Below are 21913 nucleotides of genomic sequence, written 5' to 3'. Positions count from 1 at the left end.
TCATTTTAGTCGGGGCGGGACTGCGATATCATTTTCCTTAAATGAAATTTCTATCCCGCTCCCTCTTTCTATACATAATACAAAGGACTGAGTTAAATGTCTGAATTAGAATTTGTGAAAAATACAAGAAGATACTTACATCAACATCCAGAGTTAAGTATGCAAGAATATGAGACAACTGCATACATTGAAGACTTCTTAAAACAATTAAATATTCCTTACGAACGCCCTATTCAAACGGGTATCATTGGTTATTTAGAAGGCAATTCGAGTCATACTATTGCGTATCGAGCGGATATCGATGCCTTACCTATTCAAGAAGTAAACGATGTACCTTATAAAAGTACGGTTGATCAAGTTATGCATGCATGTGGTCATGATGGTCATACGACAGCGTTAATGCTTTTTACGCATCGTTGTAAAGCTTTATATGATAAAGGTGAATTACCGCATAATGTAGTATTTATATTCCAACCTTCAGAAGAAACTGAAGCCGGTGCAAATCAATTAATCCAATCAAACGTGTTTGATAAATATCATATAGAGCAAATTTATGGCGTTCATATTATGCCATTTGAAGATGTCGGCATAGTAGCCTTTAAAAATGATGAAATTACAGCTAGTGCAACAGAGTATCGATTTTACTTAAAAGGAAGCTCGAGTCATGTTGCCAGTAAAGAAGATGGTAAAGCAGCATCAGAAGCGATGATGCATGTCCTTTCTCAAGTTACACAAATTCAGCAATTTCATTTAAATGGTTTAAATCGCAATATTGTTCATGTTGGACAGTTCAATGTTGGCGAAGCCATTAATACCGTTCCAGAGAATGGTTACTTAGAAGGCACGATTCGTACATATGATACGAATGATCTTGAAATTGTTAAAAATCAAATGCAAAAAATTGCAGAAAGTGTTGAATTGTTATTTGGTGTGACATGTACGGTTGATTTTGCTGAAGGGTATCCACCTACTACAAATGATGCACAATTATATGAGGGTGTTAAAGAAGCTTTAACGAGCCTAGACTTAACACTACATGAACTAGAAAAGCCTTATTTATTTGGTGAAGACTTTAGTTTCTATCGTCAATTAGCACCAAGTTATTTTGTCTTTTTTGGAACACGCAATGTTGAAAAAGATTATATTTATGGTCTACATACAAATAGACTCAATTTCGATGAAGAAGTATTAATCAGTGTCGCTGATTACTATACAGCACTATTAAATCAAGGAGCGGACAAATAATGGTAGCACGTATTACGATTGATGAACAAAATTTTATAAAAAATGCTAAAAATGTTATTAAAGATAACAAAGTTATGGCTGTCGTGAAAAACGATGCTTATCATTTTGGACTAGAATTCGCAGTTAAATCCTTTATTCAAGCAGGTATTCAAACATTCAGTACAACATCACTTCATGAAGCGGTAAGAATTCGTGAAATAGATAAACAAGTGAATATCTTTTTGATGAACCCTTCTATTGAATTTGAAACATTAAAGACACATAACATTGCGATGACGTTACCATCATTAACATTCTATCATGAACATATTGAAGATTTAGCGGGCATTAAATTACATTTAGAACTTGAAAATCTTTTACACCGTTCTGGTTTGAAAGACCAAGATGAAATGTTGCAAGTACTCAAACATAATGAAAGCTTACCTATTGCAGAGCAAGCGATTATGGAAGGTATTTGGACACATTTCGGATATGCGGATGAATTCGGTGGCGATGAATATGAAACAGAAAGACAAGCTTGGGTTAATTGTTTATCATTTATATTAGACCTAGGTTATGCCTTTAAATTTATTCATGCACAAAATAGTGCAAGTTATGTACGAGAAGACGGATTGTTAAATCAACATACGCACGCTCGTCTCGGTATTATACTTTATGGTTCAAGACCTTATAGTACCCTCCCCACTTCACTTACAGAACAAAACTTTACTGTCACAGCAAATGTGATACAAGTTCGCCCTATTAAAAAAGGAGAAACTTGTGGTTATAGTTTCCAATATAAAGCTGATAAAGATTGTAACATTGCTGTAGTTGATATTGGCTATGGAGACGGTATACTTAAGACAAGAGCGAAACATGATGCGCTTATTAATCAAAAGCGCTATCCAATTAGAGGGTTGATGATGAGTCACATGTTCGTTGAAGTAGATGATACAATCCAAAGTGGTGATCAAGTCGTTATGTATGGTAACGATATAAGGATTGATGAATTTACATTTAAAGGTGTTGGTGCAAATTCTGAGCAAATCAGTGCATTAAACCATCATTCATTAATAAAGGAGATTAGATAATGACAGTTAAATATAATGACCAAGGTGTTCTCACAATGGGCAATGTATCATTACAAACGATAGCTGCAAGTTTTGGTACCCCTACTATCGTATATGATGAGGAACAAATTAGAACACAATGTAGAAGATTCCATGAAGCTTTTAAAGAAAGTGGATTATCATATAATATCTCTTATGCTTCTAAAGCCTTTAGTAGTATTCAATTGTTTAAGTTGATGGAAGAAGAAGAAATGGGTCTAGATGTCGTATCTGAAGGTGAATTATATACAGCTTTAGCAAGTGGATTTGATCCAAGTAAAATTCATTTTCACGGTAACAATAAGACGAATGAAGAAATTGAATATGCTATTGAAAGCGGCGTTGAATATTTCGTAATTGATTCTTTAGATGAAATCACACGTATTAATAGATTAGCTTCTAAGCCTATTAAAGCTGTTTTAAGAGTTAATCCTGGCGTTGAAGCACATACTCATGAATTTATCCAAACGGGTCAAGAAGATAGTAAATTTGGCTTGTCTATTAAACACGGTATGGCACTTGAAGGTGTACGTGCTTTACAAGAATCAGATAAAATAGACTTCAAAGGTATTCACTTCCATATTGGATCACAAATTTTTGAAGCGGATGGTACAATCAACACAATCCAAATTGTATTTGAATGGTTAAAAGAACATGATATTGAGATTGATATATTAAATTTAGGTGGCGGATTTAGTATTAAATATACTGAAGCGGATAAAAGTTACCCTATTGAAGATGGTATTAAGTTGATTACAGATGCGATCAAAGAAAATAGTCAAAAATATGACATGGCTATTCCAGAAATCTCTATAGAGCCAGGCCGTTCAATTGTTGGTGAAGCGGGCGTTACGTTGTATCAAGTAGGAACGATTAAAGAGATTCCTAATGTTAATACGTATGTATCGATTGATGGTGGTATGAGTGATCATATTAGAACGGCACTTTATGATGCACAATATAAAGCGTTGTTAGTGAATAGAAATGATGAAGATACACATGAAGTCACAATTGCTGGTAAGTTATGTGAATCAGGCGACTTAATTGGTAGAGATATGAAACTTCCTAAATCTACAAAAATCGGTGATTATATAGCTGTATTATCTACAGGTGCTTACCATTACTCTATGAGTTCAAATTATAATCAAATGCTTAAACCTTCAGTTCTATTTGTTAAAGATGGAAAAGCAAGAGAAGTTATTAAGAGACAAACTTTAAAACAATTGATTATGAATGACGTAAAATAATAAGCTGAAATCATGAAATTTATTATTAAATAATAACAATATGATAACGCAAAAAGAAACCCTAACATCGTTAGGGTTTCTTTTTAGTCGTTCAAATTCATATATATTATAGTTTTACAACGTTTGCAGCTTGTGGGCCACGGTCGCCTTCAACTACTTCGAATTCTACTGCTTGACCTTCTTCTAAAGATTTGTAACCTTCTTGGTTAATTGCTGAGAAATGTACGAATACGTCATTTTCTCCTTCAATTTCGATGAAGCCAAATCCTTTTTCTGCGTTAAACCATTTAACTGTACCTTGTTTCATAATTGTGAAACCTCCAAGACTAAAATTCAATATGCGATATTCGCATATTACAAAAAACACAATTAATTAATAATGTTATTTGCAATATGGAATAACGATATTGCTATTACTTATTATACGTCACAGAATATTCAAATGCAATACCATTTAAGATATTTTCAGAATTTATTATTTTGGTAATGGTGTATAAATTGAATTGTCATTTAATATAAGAATACTATAAAATATTTGCATATCTTCTTCGCAGTCTTCACAGTAAGATAGATCACAATTATTATAGAAAGCATGTATGTTATGTTTACCTACAAGTTCATTAGTAAACTTCGTTTGATATTGATTAAGTAGATTATGATATTGATTGACCATTTCTTCATAGTCATGACATTCAATTTCTTTAATGATATAGTCTTTCCAATCGTCAAACAGCCACCATCCCTCATAATCTGTTCGGATTGTTACGATTTTATACATCTTAAAATCTCCCCTATTTAGAAAATTGCCCTAGAGTTAATTTAAATCTTATTGATTATTAAATCAAGAAAATAGCTTGTCGATTTGTTTCTAATTATTAGTTTTTTTACACTGAACCCTTTATAATAAAGATATGAGGTGATAAATATGAACGGAAAACATATAAAAGTTTTTGGACGCGTACAAGGTGTTGGGTTTCGATTTTTCACTGCTCAACTCGCTAAGAAACATAAAATAGTCGGTACCGTTGAAAATGTCAGCGATTATGTAGAAATATACGCAAGTGGTGAAGAAGATCAATTAAAACAATTTACTGATGGTGTTATCCAGGGAGTAGCGCCAGCTTCAGTTGTAGAAAATTATACAATCGAAGATACCACTTTAGACGAAAAAACTAAGCATTTCAAAACGTTATAATTTAGGAAGATGACAATGAAATATAATTTATCATATGTATTAGGTGCATTATTAGCAGTACCTATATCATTTATTGCTTTTTTATTTAGTGTTTTTCAATTAGATTTAAATTATCTTATCGATATGGCTGTATTTGCAGGTACTTACGTTATTAGCTTTTTACCAATACAATGGTATAGTTCACGACGTTATTTGAAAGAAATGGGTTTAACACGAAGAGAATTTCATTTTATTAGAAAACAGTTAAACGAAGCGCAACCAAAATTGAAAAGACTTTATAAAAATTATATGCGAATCAGATCATATAAAGAATTCAAGAACTTAAACGAAGTAGCTAAATTAGCACGTACAATTTATAACACAGTTAAACAGTCACCTGAGAAATTTTATAAAGTCGAAAGCTTCTTCTACTCTCACTTAGATAATACTGTGAATTTAATTGATAATTACACACTTTTACAACGTATGCCGAATAAATCTAAAGAAGAAAAAGCTAAACTTAAACAAACGAAGCTTACAATTGATGAAAATAAACGAACACTCGTTGCAGATTTAAAAGAATTAAATGAATCGAGTTATCATCAATTAGATATTGAAATGGAACTTGCTGATATTGCTAAACAAAGAAATAGCTATAGAAAAGGCATTCCAGAATCAACGAAAGAAAAAGTAAATTTAACAAAAACTCATAAAAAATATGAATATGAAATGGAGCGTAACAATGACTGAAACGAATAAGAACTTATTTGACGACCTTATTGATGACCCATTTAAAGATTCATCAGAAGCATTAACACCACAAACTTCAGAAATTACAGAACAACAGACCCCTTCTGATGTAACATCAACTTACGAAAAGACATTCTCAGATGAAGATCAACGTAAAATTGATGAAATTGCTAAGCAAATTAAACCATTAGATAATGATGGTCTTCTACTCTATGGTCAACAAGCACAAAATAAATTATCACAGTTCTCACATCAAATGCTTACACAAGTACAATCTAAAGATGTAGGACCTATTGGTAATTCATTAAGAAATTTAATGAATAAATTAAAAGAAGTAAATCCAGATGAATTACAAAAACAAAATCAATCTAGATTGAAACGCATTTTTAGAAGAGCTGAACGTTCTGTAAATGAAATGTTTAGTAAATATCAATCTGTTGGTGCACAAGTCGATCGAATATCTGTAGAACTTCAGAAATCACAAAATATGCTAATGAAAGATGTAGGCTTATTAGATCAATTATATGAAGAAAATAAAGCTTACTTTGATGCATTAAATATTTATATCGCAGCAGCAGAAAAGAAACGCGACGAGTTGAAACAACATAATCTTGTAGAATTAGAACAAAAAGTTAAAGCATCAAATAACCAAATGGATGTACAAGAACTAGCAGATTTACAACAATATATTAATCGACTAGAAAAAAGAATTTATGACTTACAACTTTCTAGACAAATCACATTACAATCTGCCCCACAAATCAGAATGATACAAAATATTAATCAAACTTTAGCCGAAAAAATTCAAAGTTCAATTTTAACGAGTATCCCATTATGGAAAAATCAAATGGCAATCGCGTTAACACTTTTAAGACAACAAGGCGCTTCAGAAGCTCAGAAAAAAGTAACAGATACAACTAATGAATTATTGCTGAAGAACTCTGAAATGTTGAAACAGAATGCGATTAGAACAGCTGAAGAAAATGAACGAGGCATCGTTGATATCGAAACATTGAAGACGACCCAAACTAATATAGTAGATACAATTCAAGAAACATTACGCATACAAGAAGACGGCACACGTAAACGTCAGCAAGCAGAACAAGAATTACAAAGCTTAGAACAAGACTTAAAAACAAAATTATTACAACTCAAAGACGAACAGCAGCAATTGAGAAATACATTTAAATCATAAATAATAGACCCACCAACAATTAAGTGCACCCCTAAAGTTGAACTAAAATTCAACTTTAGGGGTGTTTATTTATGAATAAAAAATATAGTTTAGATTTCAAATTAAAATTGATTCGAGAATATAAAAGTGGAAACGAAGGATGTAATATCTTATCGAAAAAATACAATATAGATACTTGCTATATTAGAATATATTAGAAAATGGCTATTTCAATACAATAATTTTGGAGTAGAAATCGTGGCTTAAGTACTGAATAAAGCCAAGAGATAGTCCAAGTCTTGGCTTAAGTACTGAATAAAGCCAAGAGATAGTCCAAGTCTTGGCTTAAGTACTGAATAAAGCCAAGAGATAGCCTAAGTTGTGGCTTAAGTACTGAATAAAGCCAAGAGATAGCCTAAGTTGTGGCTTAAGTGCTGTATAAAGCCAAGAGATAGCCTAAGTTGTGGCTTAAGTGCTGAATAAAGCCAAGAGATAGCCTAAGTTGTGGCTTAAGTGCTGAATAAAGCCAAGAGATAGCCTAAGTTGTGGCTTAAGTGCTGTATAAAGCCAAGAGATAGCCTAAGTCTTGGCTTAAAGGATGAATAAAGCCAAGAGATAGTTTTAGATCTGTGTTAAATCCCAACAAACTCACATCTCCTACATCACTCTACTCATCCCTACACCCTCTTACATAAATTGACTTAAGAAATACCCCATTAATGTTCCGACGTAATTTCCGATTACATAACCTAGAGTACCGATGATTAAAATGGGTCCTACTAATCCTTGCCACCCTTTAGAAATCGCTAATGCAGCTGCTGTTGTTGGTCCTCCGGCATTTGCATTACTAGCTAGTAACATCTCCTCAATATTGAATTTGAACAATTTACCGAAGCATAATGTTATAGATAAATTGAAAATCAAAATAACTGCGACGAAAATAAATAATAATGGTGCTGTTTTGATAATGATTGGTATAGATGCAGGTACACCTATTACGACAAAGAAAATATATATTAAAAATGTACCGAGTTCATCAGAAGCGTTTAAATTCTCAAAGAATTTACTAAACATAGCCACTGTAACAAGTGTTAATGTCGTTAATAATAAAAATTGGTCACCTATGATACTCACTAATATTTCCATAAAGTGATTATTTTTAGGAATGTATTCATTAACAAGTTCTGAAATTTTAAAGCTAATCGCAACTAATACAAATGCTATGGAAATTGAATAAGCAATATCTTTTAAACTTATATCATTTCGTTTCCAATACGCTTCTGCTTGATTACTGTTTGCATCATCGTTTGAATTATAAAGTCTTTTAAAATATTTTTTAATAAATGTCATATTCGGTAGCGTAATCAGTACAATGAAGTAGAATGCCATTACACTATTATCGGCTACAACAGTTGCAGATACTAATTCGCCTGGTGTTTGGAATTTCGTGCTAAGTGCTGCAAAATTTACACCACCACCTATGTAACTACCAGTCATCATAGCACCGATTTTATCTAGTTCAGGTATGAATTGGTGAAGTAATAAAAATCCTGCTCCAACACCTACTACAGTACCTACTGAACTGATTAGGAATATGAATAAAAGTCTTCTACTTTCTTTCCAAATTTTAAATATGTTTGATCTAAATAAAAGTAAAGGTATTGCTAATGGAATGACATATTCCCACACTTGGTCATAGACAGGTGATTCAATCGGAATGATATTGAGATTGGATAATATCATCGCACCAACTAATGCAATGATAGCGCCTGTTAGTTTTGCTGCAAATTGATATCTCTGTTCTAAGAAGATACTAATGGCTGCAATACCTACTAGAATTGCCCACAAAAGCCATGTTTCATCTTTGTTTATGAATGCATTTAATATCATGAATACCAACCCCTTTTTATTTTGTTATCAATATGATGACATAAAAAATAAGAATCTTCAAAATAATTTTGAAGATTCTTATACAACTTACGAATATGTGATTGGTGCTTGATTCTTAACTTTACCGATTATAAATCCAATGATGAATCCTACGATTGCGAAAGGTATCCATTCCATTTGGTAAGTTGATAATGGTAATTGTTGAATAAATCCAATTTTAGCCCAACCCATTTGGTTTACAACTGATATTAATGAAATAATTGTTACAAGTGCCACTGATAATTGTTGAGCAATTGGTGGTGTTCCAACGTATTTAGCAAGAACAATTAATAATACAGCTGTAATTGCGATTGGATATAACACTAATAATACTGGTAGTGAACCTTTAATTACTGTAGTTAAACCTTGGTTTGAAAGGATGAAACTAATTAATGTAAAGATTGTTACAAACCATTTGTAAGAAATTTTAGGTATAATTTCGTGGAAGAATTCACTTACTGACACGATTAAACCTGTAGCTGTTGTTAAACAAGCTAATGCAACGATAATACCGATTAAATATTTACCAAATTCACCGAATGCTAATTGCGCGGCTGTTGTTAAGAGATATGTACCGATATTTTGACCGTTATCGTTTAATTCTTTTAGTGTCTCAGCTGAAACATTCATGTGATTTCCGATCCAACCTAAAGAGATGTAAATAAATCCAAGTGCAATTGCTGCAATAACACCTGCATAAATTGTTTGTTTGAATAATCCTGTTTCTCTCGTTACACCTTTACTCTTAATTGCTGTAATAACAATGAGTGAGAAAGCAATAGCTGCGATAGCATCCATTGTTAAGTAGCCTTCAACGAAACCTTTACCAAAGCTTGTTCCAGCACTACTATATACTGCAGGATCACCTTCAACTGTAGCTCCTCCACCTAATGAGAAGAATGCTTTAATAATTAATGCTGTAATCGAGATTAATAGTAAAGGTGTTAATATCGCACCGACTTTATCGACCATTTTACTTGAGTTGAAACTTAAGTAAAAAACAATCACAAAGTAAATAAGTGAGAATATAAATAAAGCCATTGAACTATTTGTATCAAAAATTGGTGTAATACCCATCTCAAAAGATGTTGCTGCCGTACGTGGTATTGCGAATAGTGGTCCTATCGTTAAAGAAATTGCAATTAATAATATAATTGCAAAGACTGGATGAATTTTACTTAATGAAACTCTGTATCCCTTGTCCTCAATTGAACCTGCGATTACACCAATAAGTGGTAAACCGATTCCCGTAATTACAAAACCAAATATTGCTGGCCAGAAGAAATGACCGCTCGATAATCCTAATGCTGGTGGGAATATTAGGTTCCCGGCACCAAAGAATATCGCGAATAACATAAACCCTACTACAAAAATATTCTTGTTCATATATTTTACTCCTTTTGCGTCTAACAATAATTTATATTTTATCATTGGAGTTTGTTTTCGTCTATATGAAATTTCTGAAAATTTAAAAAAGAATGTTATTATTTAGTTTTGCTAATTATATAGATTGCAACAGTAATTTTTTTAATAACGGTGCCAATTGGTATGGTAAATTTTCAACACCTTCTACAAATAAACTTTGTTTACCATAGATGTTATGAACAGTCTTTTTCGTGGCTTCATCAATCACATCTTGATTAAGGAATACATTAAAGACATAAATTCCTTGTTTATCTGCTTCTATCACAGCTTCATGTGTATCTATAATGCCGTCTTCTGCATAATCAAAAGCTGAAGGTTCCCCATCAGAAAATACAATTAAGAATTTTTGTGTCTCAGATCTTTGAAGTAAATGTTGTGTTGCAACTCTTAAAGCGACACCGTCACGATTATCATCTTGTGGTTCAAGCGTCATAATTCTTGCGTCATTTTGTTTAAGTGTTGATTCATTATATAAGATGAGCTCTTCGATTGTATTAGGTTGATTTAATTTATCAGCTTCAAAAGCATCTTCACTAAAACCTAGAATTTCATGTTTAATATCTAAATTTTTAAGTGTTTCGTGGAATAGGACGACACCTTTTTTAGTTTCTTCCATTTTATCGTGCATACTTGCTGATGCATCAACTAATAATGTGAATGTTGCATCTAATTTTCTACTAAATGCATCCTTTTTGAAGAATAGTTTATATTGATCATCGATAAACCAATTTAGTAAGTTCTTTTGCAATCTACCTTTAGTTAAGTTCTCTCTAATATCACTATATTGATGATTCATTGATTTTTGGATAATACTTGTTAAGTCTTTTATTTCAAACTGAACACTATCAACAGCTTCTTTATAGGCTGACACATGCGCCGGTAAAATATCTGGTCGATTGAAAGTCAGAGAAACATTTTGGTTAATACCTTTAAGTTGATATTGCTGATTAAGACCTTGTGCGCCGCCCTCTTCATCATCTAAAGTATTATTAGAACCCTTACCTTTTTTCTCGATCATATCCGTCATATCATCGCCAGCGTCACCTTCTCTATCGTTGTCTGTAAGAATGTCGCTATTTTCGCCTTCGTGAAGTTCCATTTCTAAATAAGAAGTGCTGTCAGTTTGACTATCGTTTGTCTTTGTTTTAGCATCTTCAGTTTCAATATCGTCAGGATCATGTTCTTGTTCATGACTTTGATTAGTGTTAGCCGCATCTTGACGTTTTAAATCTTCTAAAGTCCATTCTTCTTCATAAGAACGATAAATACGCTCAGGTATATGATAATACTGGTTGAGCATATCTTCTTTTAACAAATAATCCACTAAAATCATGATACTTACAGCTAAATCATAACTATCTTCTGATGATTGCAAGTTGAATATTTGCGTTAAACGATTAAACACTTGTACAAGTGCATCATCAAAATCATCATTTATTGAAATATTGTTTATGAAATTTTCATTTAAAATAGCATGTTCTATTGCTAAAAATAATAAGTCTGTATAAGTTGTCTTCGTTTGATAAACATGGATTTGACTATTATTTTGTTTGATTTTGACATTCAGTCTATGTTTGAACAACTTTTTAGTGACTGGACGTTTAACCATAATCAGATTTGAAAGACGGTATTCTTCAATGAGCATAAATAATTGTTTAAAAAAGCTCATATGATCAAATGATTCATCTAATACTTCTTTATAAATAGCTGGATCTGTATGTTTAAATCCTAAAGTATCTAACATAATGTCGGATTTTAGTCCTGCATTTATAATGTGTTCAGGTCGATGTAACCAAGTGAAACTAACATTACAAGTATTGTTGATAGGATCATAGTGTTGGAATTTTTGGAAAGAAACTTTAACGTTTGGATCTTCAAGTAATAATTTTGCTAAATCAGTTAACATCATTATTTGTTGTGCATCGATTTGTTCGTCATTAAATAATATAAAACGATCACTCATGATATTCTCCTTACTCGAAAATTAATTCAATTGCATTTTGTATGGCTTGTTGTTCTCTTTCGTCGTCTATTTTGTCTATAATGGCACGTTTAATCGCACGTCTAACTGGAATAACAGTCGCTAAATCAGCTAAGTCAATCAATGCTCTTATACTCGCTGACTCTTCTGAAATTTGACCTTGGCTCGACATAATGCGTAAATCTTTATTAAATTGAACAATTGAATCGATGATTTCATCTTCTTGTAATGCACTTTGCTCTTTAATAATCATTTTTAAAGTTTCGCCATCTATATAATCAATATCCAAGACAACGAATCTGTTTTTTAATGCTTCGTTCATTGGTAATGTTCCAATGTATCCTACGTTGATTGCAGCAACAACTGAAAAGCCTTCTTTAGCTTGTACGACTTCACCTGTAAATGGATTCGTTAACGATCTTCTAAAGTCTAATACACCATTTAAAATAGGTAACGTTTCTGGTTTCGCCATATTGATTTCATCAATATATAATATATCGCCATTCTTCATTGCTTTAATAACAGGTCCGTCGATAAATACGATTTGTTGATGACCTTGTTCGTTTGTTTCAATTGTTTTGAAACCTAATAAACTTTCTGCATCTAAATCTACAGAACAGTTTACAGAATGCATCGGTTTGTTTAAATCTCTCGCAAGTGTTTCAGCTAGTTTCGTTTTACCAGAACCAGTCGGTCCTTTTAAAAGTATATTCTTATTAAGCTTTATCATAGACAAAGCATCATCATATATTGTTTCATCGTTGTTTAAATATTTATTAAAATTAGCCATTGTGTTCTCCTTTAGTACATTTTATATACTTAAAAAAGAGTCCGGAACATATAGATGTATCAGACTCTTCTCGTATATTTATACTTCTTTAAAGTATGTTTTGTAGTAGCCGCCAACAAGTCCAGAATTATCAATGATTTGATAATATTCTTCTGTTTCATTAACGACATCATATGTTTTACCAACTGTTAACATATCAGATACTTTAAATTTTTCTGCATCTGTATGTGTAACTTCTACTTGTTTAATAACGTGATTTTCTTTCCAAGTTTCATGTAACATAAATAAACCGCTCCTTTAATTCACTGTGTCATATGTAATTGTAATGATGATGCCAGTTAAGTCACGCACATATAACGAAATTAAGCCGGCTTCATGTTGAATAATATGATGTTCCAATTCAATTTCTTTAACGTGATTAACAATTTTTTCAAAATGATCGATATCATCAATGGAGATTGCTACTCTTTCGATAGGTGGATTTAATGACTCAATCACATTTGGATAATCAATCAAATGTAACTCTCCGCCATTTCCACCAGCACCGACTTTAAATACGATAGCTGACTCATCATCTATTGTCTTGTATTCGGCAAACAATTGCAACTCAAAAATATTATTTAATAATGAGCCAGTTGCTTGAGTCTCAGGTGATTTAACCATTACCGGCCCTATTCCTTGAATTTGATGAATAGGACTAATTGGACCACCATCATAAGCAGTTCCAAGTGGCACACCAGAATTTTGTTCATCAGAAATAAGATGTAACGCATGTCCATTATTATCATAAAATTTAAACAGATGCTTACCATTTAATTGTTGTACAGACTCATATTTAACTTGATGATCATCAAATTGTTGTTTATATTCATATAATGCGTAATCAGTCGGTACACGTAAAGCAATCCCGTGAAAATGCGTATCTAATTGATCTGAATCACCAGAATATTGCTTGAAAATCAGTCTCGTACCAGGCGCTAATTTTGCATCACCGATATGTAAGATATTCTTTTCATGGTTCATCAAGGTATTAAGCCCTAAAATATCTTTATAAAATGACTCTGTTTCTTTAATATCAAAAGTCCATAATGTAACACTTCTTAGTCCATTCATGAATATCTCTCCTATATATGAATTCTTATAAATTATATCAAATAAATTCAAAGTATGACAAATCAATCAAATTGAGAATAATGAAAAATATATTTTTGGGTTGTGTGGTCGCCGTTACGAACAAGTTTGGTCGAAAGTGTTCATAAGAGCCGCGTTACGAACAAGTTTAGCTGAAAGTGTTCATAAGAGCGCCAGTATTTACACTTCTTACGAGTTTTGTAAATAAGGCCCCCATTATTAGCAGTTCTGGCCCAAAGTGCAAATACAGGTATCGTTATTAGCAGTTCTGGCTCAAAGTGCAAATACTGGTATCGTTATTAGCAGTTCTGGCTCAAAGTGCAAATACTGGTATCGTTATTAGCAGTTCTGGCTTAAAGTGCAAATAACTTGAACCATATTATCCCTCATTTAAAATTCTAGCTTTAATTCAATACTTTCTTTATAGTAAGCCATTTTCAATTAAAAATAAAACCACAACTCAGATTTGAGGTAATTTATAAAACGAAAAAAATACAACGACGATAAATCGTCGTTGTATTTTCCTATAATACTATATTAAGATTCTAATAATAAATCTTCTGGATTTTCAATTAAGTCTTTAATTGTTTTTAAGAATCCTACTGCTTGTTTTCCATCAATTATTCTGTGGTCGTAGCTTAATGCGATGTACATCATCGGTCTATTTTCCATACGATCTTTATCAATTGCAATTGGTCTTGTAACAATTGAGTGCATACCTAAAATAGCAGCTTGTGTACCATTGATGATTGGTGTAGACATTAATGAACCAAATACGCCACCATTTGTAATAGTGAATGATCCCCCCATCATGTCATCTAAGCCTAATTTTTTATCTTTAGCTTTAACAGCTAAGTCTACGATATCTTGTTCGATTTCAGCGAAGTTTTTCTTATCACAATCTTTAACGATTGGTACTACTAAACCTTCTTCTGTAGAAACGGCAATACCGATATCATAGAATTGTTTAAGTACTAAATCAGTACCATCAATTTCAGCATTTACATCAGGATATTTCTTCAATGCTGCTACTGCTGCTTTAGTGAAGAATGACATGAATCCTAAACGTGTACCGTTATGGTCTTCTTGGAATTTTTCTTTCTTACGTTTACGTAATTCCATTACGTTTGTCATATCAACTTCATTAAATGTTGTTAACATAGCTGTGTTATTAGATACTTCTAATAATTTCTTAGCTATTGTTTGACGTCTACGTGATAATTTCTCACGAACAACAGGTTTAGAAGGATTGTCATTAGATTTAGCTTGTGCTGGTTGGCTTTTCTCAGCTGGTTTAGCTTGTGGTTGAGGTTTAGCTGCACTTTCAACGTCTTCTGGACGAATAACGTCACTTGCTTGAGTCTTAACCTTGCTTAAGTCGATACCTTTTTCACGTGCTAAACGACGTGCTGATGGTGTTGCTTGAATTCTTTCATTTGAAGATGCTGTTTCTTCTTTTGTTTCTGTAGCTTCTGGTTTACCTGCATCTTCTTTAGATGGTTCTTCTTGCTTTTCAGGTTTAGCATCGTTTGAAGCTGGTTGTGCTTCTCCGTCTGAAACGACTGCAATGACTGAACCTACTTCAACAGTATCGCCTTCTTCAGCTTTGATTTCAGTTAGAACACCTGCAACTTCTGAAATGACTTCAACATTTACTTTGTCAGTTTCAAGTTCGACGATATTTTCACCTTTTTCAACTTGGTCACCAACTGATTTGAGCCATTCTGAAATTGTTCCTTCTGTAATTGATTCTGCTAATTCTGGTACTTTTACCTCTGACATGATTCATTTCCCCCTAATTATGTTTTAAAGCTTCTTGGATTACTTTACTTTGTATAAGTTTGTATATTTCGCCGTCGCCTTCTGCAGTTGAAGAACGTACTTTACGGCCATGATATTCAAGCTCTACTTTGCGATCTTCTAGAATGTTTTGAAGTTTTAAGCTAACGAATGACCAAGCACCTTGGTTTTTAGCTTCTTCTTGAACCCAGCGAACTGTTTCTAGATTTCTGAATTCAGAAAGAACGTTCTTTATCTCTTCTTTAGGGAATGGATAAAGTTGTTCAAGTGCAATTAAACAAAGTTCATCGTTAGGATTTTTTTGTAATTCAGTTTTTAAGTCAATAAACATTTTTCCTGATGAAATAATAACTTTCTTAACTTTAGTCTTCTTGTATGGTTCAACTAAAATTGGTTCGAATTGTCCTTTAGTGAACTCATCAATTGGACGAGAAACAATTTTGTTTCTTAACAAGCTTTTTGGTGACATTAAGACTAATGGTCTCATTTTATCTGTGTTAAGATATTTAGCGTGTCTTCTTAATAAGTGATAATAGTTAGAAGCACTTGTTAAGTTTGCTATTGTCATGTTGTTTTCACCAGCTAATTGTAAAAATCTTTCCAATCTCGCTGATGAATGTTCAGGACCTTGTCCTTCATTACTATGTGGTAAGAATAAAGCTAAACCACTCTTTTCTCCCCATTTAGCATTGCTGTTTGATAAGAAGTTATCGAATATCATTTGTGCCATATTTGCAAAGTCACCATATTGTGCTTCCCAAATATTAAATGATTGTGGATGATCAACATTATAACCATATTCAAAACCAACTACTGCGGCTTCAGATAATGGTGAGTTATGAATATCAAATGATGCTTTTCCATTCGGTACGTGATGTAATGGAATAAATAACTTTCCATCTTTCTCATCATGTAACACAGCATGTCTATGTGCGAATGTTCCACGTTCTGAATCTTGTCCAGTTAATCGAATTGGTGTACCATTTTGTAAAATTGTCGCAAATGCAAGTTGTTCTGCATGTGCCCAGTCTACAAGACCGTCTTTTTCAAATGGTTCACGGCGTCTATCTAATACTTTGTTTAACTTCTTGAATACCGTGAAATCTTCTGGATAATCAAACATTGCATCATTAATCGCTTTTAATTCTTCATAAGTAGCATTTGCTAACTCATAATCTTGTCCTTCACTGATGTTGTCAGGTAAAGTCATTTCTGGATTATCCATTTCAGCATCTTTATCAATCTTGTCATGAGCAGCTCTTAAGCGTTTCGTTACATCGTCAAAAATGCCATTCATTTCGTCTTCTGTAATAATGCCTTCTTCGACAAGTTGTTTACCATAAATATGTTCAATAGATGGATGTTCTTTAATGGCTTTATACATCATTGGATTTGTAATAGATGGTTCGTCCATTTCGTTATGTCCATAACGTCTATAACCAACTAAATCGATTACAAAATCTTTGTTAAATTTCTCTCTGAAGTCCATTGCCATTTCAATTGCTTTAACAGTTGCTTCAACATCATCTGCATTTACATGGATAATTGGTAAGTCATAGCCTTTTGCAACATCTGTTGAGTATGTTGTTGAGCGTCCATCTTCTGCTTCTGTTGTGAAACCAATTCTGTTATTTGTAATGATGTGTAATGAACCACCAGTTGTGTAACCATCTAAGTTACTTAAGTTCATAGATTCAAAGTTAATACCTTGTCCAGGGAATGCAGCATCCCCATGAATTAAGACAGCAAGTGATTTGTTAACATCTTGACTTGGTCTTCCAGCATCAACTGTTGTATCTTGATTAGCTCTCGCTTTACCAAGAACGACTGGAGAAACGATTTCTAGGTGACTTGGGTTGTTGGCTAAAGTAATCGATTGTTCGATACCGTATTTACTTGTAGTCTTTGTACCACCTAAATGATATTTAACATCGCCTGTCCAACCAGCTGTGATTTCTAATGAACCATCTTTCGGTAAGAAAATAAGTGGGTTCTTATGCATAAATTCAGAAATCATCATTTCATATGGTTTTTCTAATACGTGAGTTAAAACGTTTAATCTACCCCTATGCGCCATACCAATTTGGATGTTTGGTATGTTTGCCGCATTCGTACGTTTTAAGACTCTTTGTAACATTGGTACTAATGTATCTACACCCTCGATTGAGAAGCGTTTAGCACCTACAAAATTCTTATGGATATATTTTTCAAAGCCTTCTACTTCAGCTAAACTTTTTAATAGTTCGATTTTTTCTTCTTTAGAAATTTCAATCGTATGTGTTGATTCGATATATCTCTTCAACCATACGCGTTCTTCATTATTATTAATATGCGTGTACTCAAAAGCGATAGGACCTTGGTAACAAGAAGTCATATATTCTATTGCTTCATATGCATTGTTAAATTCTCCATCAAAGTGATCTGATACGATAACTGCTGGAAGTTTTTCCAAAGTTTCTTTTGATAGTCCAAAGTCTTGATGTGTTAATTTAGGTACGTTTTTTCTTTCTGGACGGTACACTGGATAAATATCTGCAGTTAAATGTCCATACTGTCTGATATTATCAATTAAACGCATTACACGTTTGACACTTGAGTTGTCCACCCCAGTACTTGATTGTAGGCCAGCGCCTGTGTTGTTACTTGTTAATTCATCGAATAACACTTGCAAGTCTTCCGGTACTGACTCTGGATCATTAACGTAATTATCATACATTTCTAACATTAACCCTAAGTTAGTTCCAAATCTTACAGGTGCTTCGACATGATTATCATTCTTCATGTTCCACCCTCCAAGAAAATTATAAACCGTTTACATTTCCATTTTAGCACTTAACAGTATTGAGTTAAAGGCTAATTTGACAATATTGAACTTATTTGTTTATAAAAGATTCTTTAAATACAACTGATATTTTTGTGTACTCATTCACAACACTTTCTACTTTCACAATTCCATCATAAGAATTGACTAATTTCTTAGCAATTGAAAGGCCGAGTCCATTGCCACCTTCTTTTCTTGAACGTGATTTATCAACTCTATAAAAGCGGTCAAATATGAATTCTAAGTCTTTTTGAGGTATGCCCACACCATGGTCAATAATATCTATTGTAATATTTCTGTTTTTTAAGTTGGTAACAATTTCAATGTTTTTATTTTTCTTATCATATTTCATAGCGTTATCAATAAAGATTAATAACATTTGTTCAAAATGAAATCGATTGATATTCATTCTAATAGCATTGTAATTTGATTCGAAATTAAATGTATAATCTGGGTGCAATTTCTTTAATGATTTAATTCTAGAATTTATTTCGTAATTGATATCGACAATATCAATTTCATCACCAGTACTAGATCTCGCATCTTTCGATAATAAAAGTAATTCTTCGACGAGTTTCGTGATGCGTGTCATTTCTTCAATAGAAATATCTAAAGATTCTTCTAATACTTCTGGATTGTTTTTACCCCATCTTTGAATGAGGTTTAAGTGCCCTTGTATAATTTGCAGCGGCGTTCTCAATTCATGTGAAGCATCTTCGACGAATTGTTTTTGTTGGTCAAAAGAACTTTCCAATTGTTCCATCATTCTATTAAAGGTCTGGATCATATCGTCGGTTTCTTCATAGTTTGTGGGTACTTCAAGTTTTTCTTGGAAACCGTCTCTACGAATTTGTTTCATTTTATCAGACAATATCGTAATAGGTTTTGTAATTTGCGATGAGAATACATAACTAATTAATGCAATTAAGAATAATGCCGTTAATCCAAACACAGTTGCTAATATAATCATAAATTTAATAATGGCATCATAATTTGCTAGCGGATGAACAACGGCTTCATATCCACTGAAATAACTTGTGTTTACAGGTGTATAAACCACAATATATGATTTATTATCTTGTTTCGTTTCATAAATTTTAAGTTGATTCACACGTTCAAACTTAGGTGTATAATCCAAATCATTATTGTGTGTTTCTTCAAAAATGGGTTTACCAAATCTATCATAGAGAACAAGCTTTTGATTATCCGTAATCGTTGCATTTATATCAGTTGAAGTAATTTGACCGAGTGTCTTAGTCTTTAATAAATTGATTGTGTCATATGTGCTTCTTGTTGCTGTGCTTGTTTCTTGGTCTTTCAAATATAAACTAATGAAATAAATGATAAACATACTAAATAAAGCAAATATAATAAACGTAATCGTCGTAGTGAGCATCATCCATTTAGTTTTTAATGATTGTTGTTTCATGATCTAATCACGTATCCCACTCCTCTAACAGTTTCGATAATATTCTCTTTTTTGAATGGTTTAAGCTTATTACGCAAATAACGAATATATACATCCACAACATTTGTCTCAACTTCTGATTCGTAACCCCAAACATGATTTAAAATCTGTTCTCTTTGTAAGACGAAATTTTGATTTTCAGCTAGTAATAATAATAATTCATATTCAGTCTTCGTTAAATCAACAGATTCACCATGTATAGATACGGAAAAAGCATTTTTATCGATTGTTAAATCATTAACAGTAATTGTATGACTTACTGGTTCAACCGTGACATTTCTTCTAATAATAACGCGAATTCTCGCTAATAATTCTTCAATATCAAATGGTTTAACAATATAGTCATCTGCGCCATAATCAAGACCAATAACTTTATCATATGTATCGCCTTTAGCCGTTATCATAATAATCGGTGTATCTTTCTCACGACGAACACGTCTACATACTTCAAGACCGTTCATTTTCGGTAACATGAGATCTAGTAATATACAATTGTAATCTTCAGATAAAGCTTGCTCTAGCCCACTTTCTCCATCATTACATATTTCCACTTCATAGTCCTCATGCTTAAGTTCTAATTCTATAAATCTCGCTAAATTTTGTTCATCTTCTATGATGAGTATTTTTTTCATAATGCCACCTCGTAATAAAATTATAAAAGTTTTCAATTTTCAATTGACAATGATTCTCATTTAGTTATAATAGTAATTGAAAATGATTATCAATGAAAGAGTTCCCCCTCTAGTAAAAGATAACATTTTCGAGTTTAACATGTTCATTATATATGAGCATCACTATTTTATCATTTAAAATAGTAAAAATTTTAAATAACTAATTGACATTCATTCTCAATTGGTTATAATAGTAATTGAAAATGATTATCAATCAAATAAAAGAGTTCCCCCTCTAAGTATGGATTGAACATTTTCTATAACCCCCTTTTATGCCCATAAAAGTAAAATAGCCGCAGTGATTCTGTCCAAATCACTGTGGCTGTTTTTTGTATGGATTTATTTAAATGAGAGAGCGTTATGAGCAGTTCGGGTTAGAACTGCAAATAACGGTTCCAGTATTAGCACTTTTGATAAGAACTGCAAATAACGGTATCCTTAATTACAAAACTCATAAGAAGTGTAATTACTAGTATCCTTATGAACACTTTCGACCAAACTTGTTCATAACGGAACTACTATATTCACCTCGCCCGAAATAACATCCGCACATCCCCTATTTAATCCAAAAAAAGTATGGAACAGCTCACCCTGTTCCATACTCATCTATAATTTCTTTCGTAACATACTTTGAGTTAACAATATACAAATGACACCGCCGATAATGCCTGCGATTATATCAGTTGGATAATGAACACCTAAGTATACGCGTGACGATGATATCATTGCGATACAAATTACACATAATCCCATCAAATACGGTCGTATAGATTTGTTTGCCACTCTAAATATTACGTATATAAGTGACCCGAAAAATGCGGTGGATCCCATTGCATGTCCACTCGGAAAACTAAATCCAGATATATCTATCAGTCTAAGTAAAGTTGGTCTTTCTCTGTCAAATATGTTTTTAAGAAGTGGATTTAATGTACCTGATAAAATCATCGTAACTGCAAAAAATAATGTTTCAATGTTATATTTTTTAAGTTTTAAGTAACAAATCACAATGAGTGATAAGGCAATCATAGCCCAAACTTCTCCTAATTTAGTAAAACCAAGCATTATAGAAGTCGTTATAAAGCTTTCAGTTGAATAAATAAAGTTATAAACTTCATTATCTATCCATTTACCGAGTCTGGATTCATGGAAAAACGCGATGACTCCAAATATCAAACTAAATATGAGTAATAGTAAAGTACGGTTTGCTTGGCTCATTCGA

19 protein-coding genes are annotated in these 21913 nt (G+C 32.6%); 6 read left to right on the top strand and 13 right to left on the bottom strand.

Annotated features, from left to right (window positions below):
- Positions 1–96: 96 nt before the first annotated feature.
- The 3 genes from LQ675_RS10580 to lysA are packed head-to-tail and all read left to right on the top strand — an operon-like array spanning position 97 to position 3580.
- Positions 97–1245: a M20 metallopeptidase family protein gene (locus LQ675_RS10580; RefSeq protein WP_239727942.1), complete on the top strand. Its 1149-nt coding sequence runs from the start codon at positions 97–99 to the stop codon at positions 1243–1245.
- Positions 1245–2315 carry an alanine racemase gene (gene alr, locus LQ675_RS10575; protein ID WP_239727940.1) on the top strand — a complete coding sequence of 357 codons (1071 nt, stop codon included), beginning with the start codon at positions 1245–1247 and terminating at the stop codon, positions 2313–2315. The genes LQ675_RS10580 and alr overlap by 1 nt, the downstream gene beginning before the upstream one ends.
- On the top strand, positions 2315–3580 hold the full coding sequence (gene lysA / locus LQ675_RS10570; RefSeq protein WP_107601862.1) for a diaminopimelate decarboxylase: 1266 nt from the start codon (positions 2315–2317) through the stop codon (positions 3578–3580). Before alr ends, lysA begins: the two co-directional genes overlap by 1 nt.
- A 106-nt stretch (positions 3581–3686) precedes the next feature.
- Here the strand turns inward: lysA and cspA are convergent, their stop codons facing one another.
- Both cspA and LQ675_RS10560 read right to left on the bottom strand, forming a co-directional pair.
- Positions 3687–3887, bottom strand: a complete 201-nt coding sequence (cspA, locus tag LQ675_RS10565; protein ID WP_016912585.1) for a cold shock protein CspA — start codon at positions 3885–3887, stop codon at positions 3687–3689.
- 168 nt (positions 3888–4055) lie between these two features.
- On the bottom strand, positions 4056–4358 hold the full coding sequence (locus LQ675_RS10560) for a DUF1033 family protein (RefSeq protein WP_048543023.1): 303 nt from the start codon (positions 4356–4358) through the stop codon (positions 4056–4058).
- Positions 4359–4505: 147 nt separating this feature from the next.
- Between LQ675_RS10560 and LQ675_RS10555 the strand changes: the two genes are divergently transcribed.
- The 3 genes from LQ675_RS10555 to LQ675_RS10545 are packed head-to-tail and all read left to right on the top strand — an operon-like array spanning position 4506 to position 6699.
- A complete protein-coding gene (locus LQ675_RS10555; RefSeq protein WP_048543021.1) occupies positions 4506–4775 on the top strand; it encodes an acylphosphatase in 270 nt (89 codons plus the stop codon).
- Between the two features lie 15 nt (positions 4776–4790).
- The gene (locus LQ675_RS10550; RefSeq protein WP_048543020.1) at positions 4791–5504 is read left to right on the top strand and encodes a 5-bromo-4-chloroindolyl phosphate hydrolysis family protein; all 714 of its coding nucleotides are present in this window, start codon (positions 4791–4793) and stop codon (positions 5502–5504) included.
- Positions 5497–6699: a toxic anion resistance protein gene (locus LQ675_RS10545; RefSeq protein ID WP_058591278.1), complete on the top strand. Its 1203-nt coding sequence runs from the start codon at positions 5497–5499 to the stop codon at positions 6697–6699. The genes LQ675_RS10550 and LQ675_RS10545 overlap by 8 nt, the downstream gene beginning before the upstream one ends.
- A 666-nt stretch (positions 6700–7365) precedes the next feature.
- Here the strand turns inward: LQ675_RS10545 and LQ675_RS10540 are convergent.
- The 11 genes from LQ675_RS10540 to LQ675_RS10490 form a co-directional block, all read right to left on the bottom strand.
- Positions 7366–8568 (bottom strand): DUF819 family protein, encoded by a 1203-nt coding sequence (locus tag LQ675_RS10540; RefSeq protein WP_048543016.1) that lies wholly within the window; start codon positions 8566–8568, stop codon positions 7366–7368.
- Positions 8569–8655: 87 nt separating this feature from the next.
- Positions 8656–9993: a branched-chain amino acid transport system II carrier protein gene (brnQ, locus tag LQ675_RS10535; RefSeq protein WP_075577953.1), complete on the bottom strand. Its 1338-nt coding sequence runs from the start codon at positions 9991–9993 to the stop codon at positions 8656–8658.
- Positions 9994–10108: 115 nt separating this feature from the next.
- Positions 10109–11995 (bottom strand): vWA domain-containing protein, encoded by a 1887-nt coding sequence (locus LQ675_RS10530; RefSeq protein WP_075577954.1) that lies wholly within the window; start codon positions 11993–11995, stop codon positions 10109–10111.
- A 10-nt stretch (positions 11996–12005) separates the two neighbouring features.
- On the bottom strand, positions 12006–12803 hold the full coding sequence (locus LQ675_RS10525; protein ID WP_048543010.1) for an ATP-binding protein: 798 nt from the start codon (positions 12801–12803) through the stop codon (positions 12006–12008).
- 78 nt (positions 12804–12881) lie between these two features.
- Complete coding sequence (locus tag LQ675_RS10520; RefSeq protein WP_048543008.1) at positions 12882–13085, bottom strand: DUF6501 family protein; 204 nt, start codon at positions 13083–13085, stop codon at positions 12882–12884.
- A gap of 15 nt (positions 13086–13100) precedes the next feature.
- Positions 13101–13916: a VOC family protein gene (locus LQ675_RS10515; protein ID WP_048543006.1), complete on the bottom strand. Its 816-nt coding sequence runs from the start codon at positions 13914–13916 to the stop codon at positions 13101–13103.
- A gap of 555 nt (positions 13917–14471) precedes the next feature.
- On the bottom strand, positions 14472–15716 hold the full coding sequence (gene odhB / locus LQ675_RS10510; protein ID WP_048543004.1) for a 2-oxoglutarate dehydrogenase complex dihydrolipoyllysine-residue succinyltransferase: 1245 nt from the start codon (positions 15714–15716) through the stop codon (positions 14472–14474).
- Positions 15717–15729: 13 nt separating this feature from the next.
- A complete protein-coding gene (locus LQ675_RS10505; protein ID WP_075577956.1) occupies positions 15730–18516 on the bottom strand; it encodes a 2-oxoglutarate dehydrogenase E1 component in 2787 nt (928 codons plus the stop codon).
- Positions 18517–18607: 91 nt separating this feature from the next.
- On the bottom strand, positions 18608–19984 hold the full coding sequence (locus LQ675_RS10500; protein WP_025905221.1) for a HAMP domain-containing sensor histidine kinase: 1377 nt from the start codon (positions 19982–19984) through the stop codon (positions 18608–18610).
- Positions 19981–20655 carry a response regulator transcription factor gene (locus tag LQ675_RS10495; RefSeq protein ID WP_048542978.1) on the bottom strand — a complete coding sequence of 225 codons (675 nt, stop codon included), beginning with the start codon at positions 20653–20655 and terminating at the stop codon, positions 19981–19983. Before LQ675_RS10495 ends, LQ675_RS10500 begins: the two co-directional genes overlap by 4 nt.
- Positions 20656–21300: 645 nt before the next feature.
- On the bottom strand, positions 21301–21909 hold the full coding sequence (locus tag LQ675_RS10490; RefSeq protein WP_058611288.1) for a phosphatase PAP2 family protein: 609 nt from the start codon (positions 21907–21909) through the stop codon (positions 21301–21303).
- Between the last annotated feature and the right edge of the window lie 4 nt (positions 21910–21913).

Origin of the sequence: Mammaliicoccus sp. D-M19, assembly GCF_022386695.1 — a bacterium.
Taxonomy (GTDB): Bacteria; Bacillota; Bacilli; order Staphylococcales; family Staphylococcaceae; genus Mammaliicoccus; species Mammaliicoccus sciuri.
Note: the sequence above shows the minus strand (reverse complement) of the source record. Positions and strands in the feature narration are given on the sequence as shown.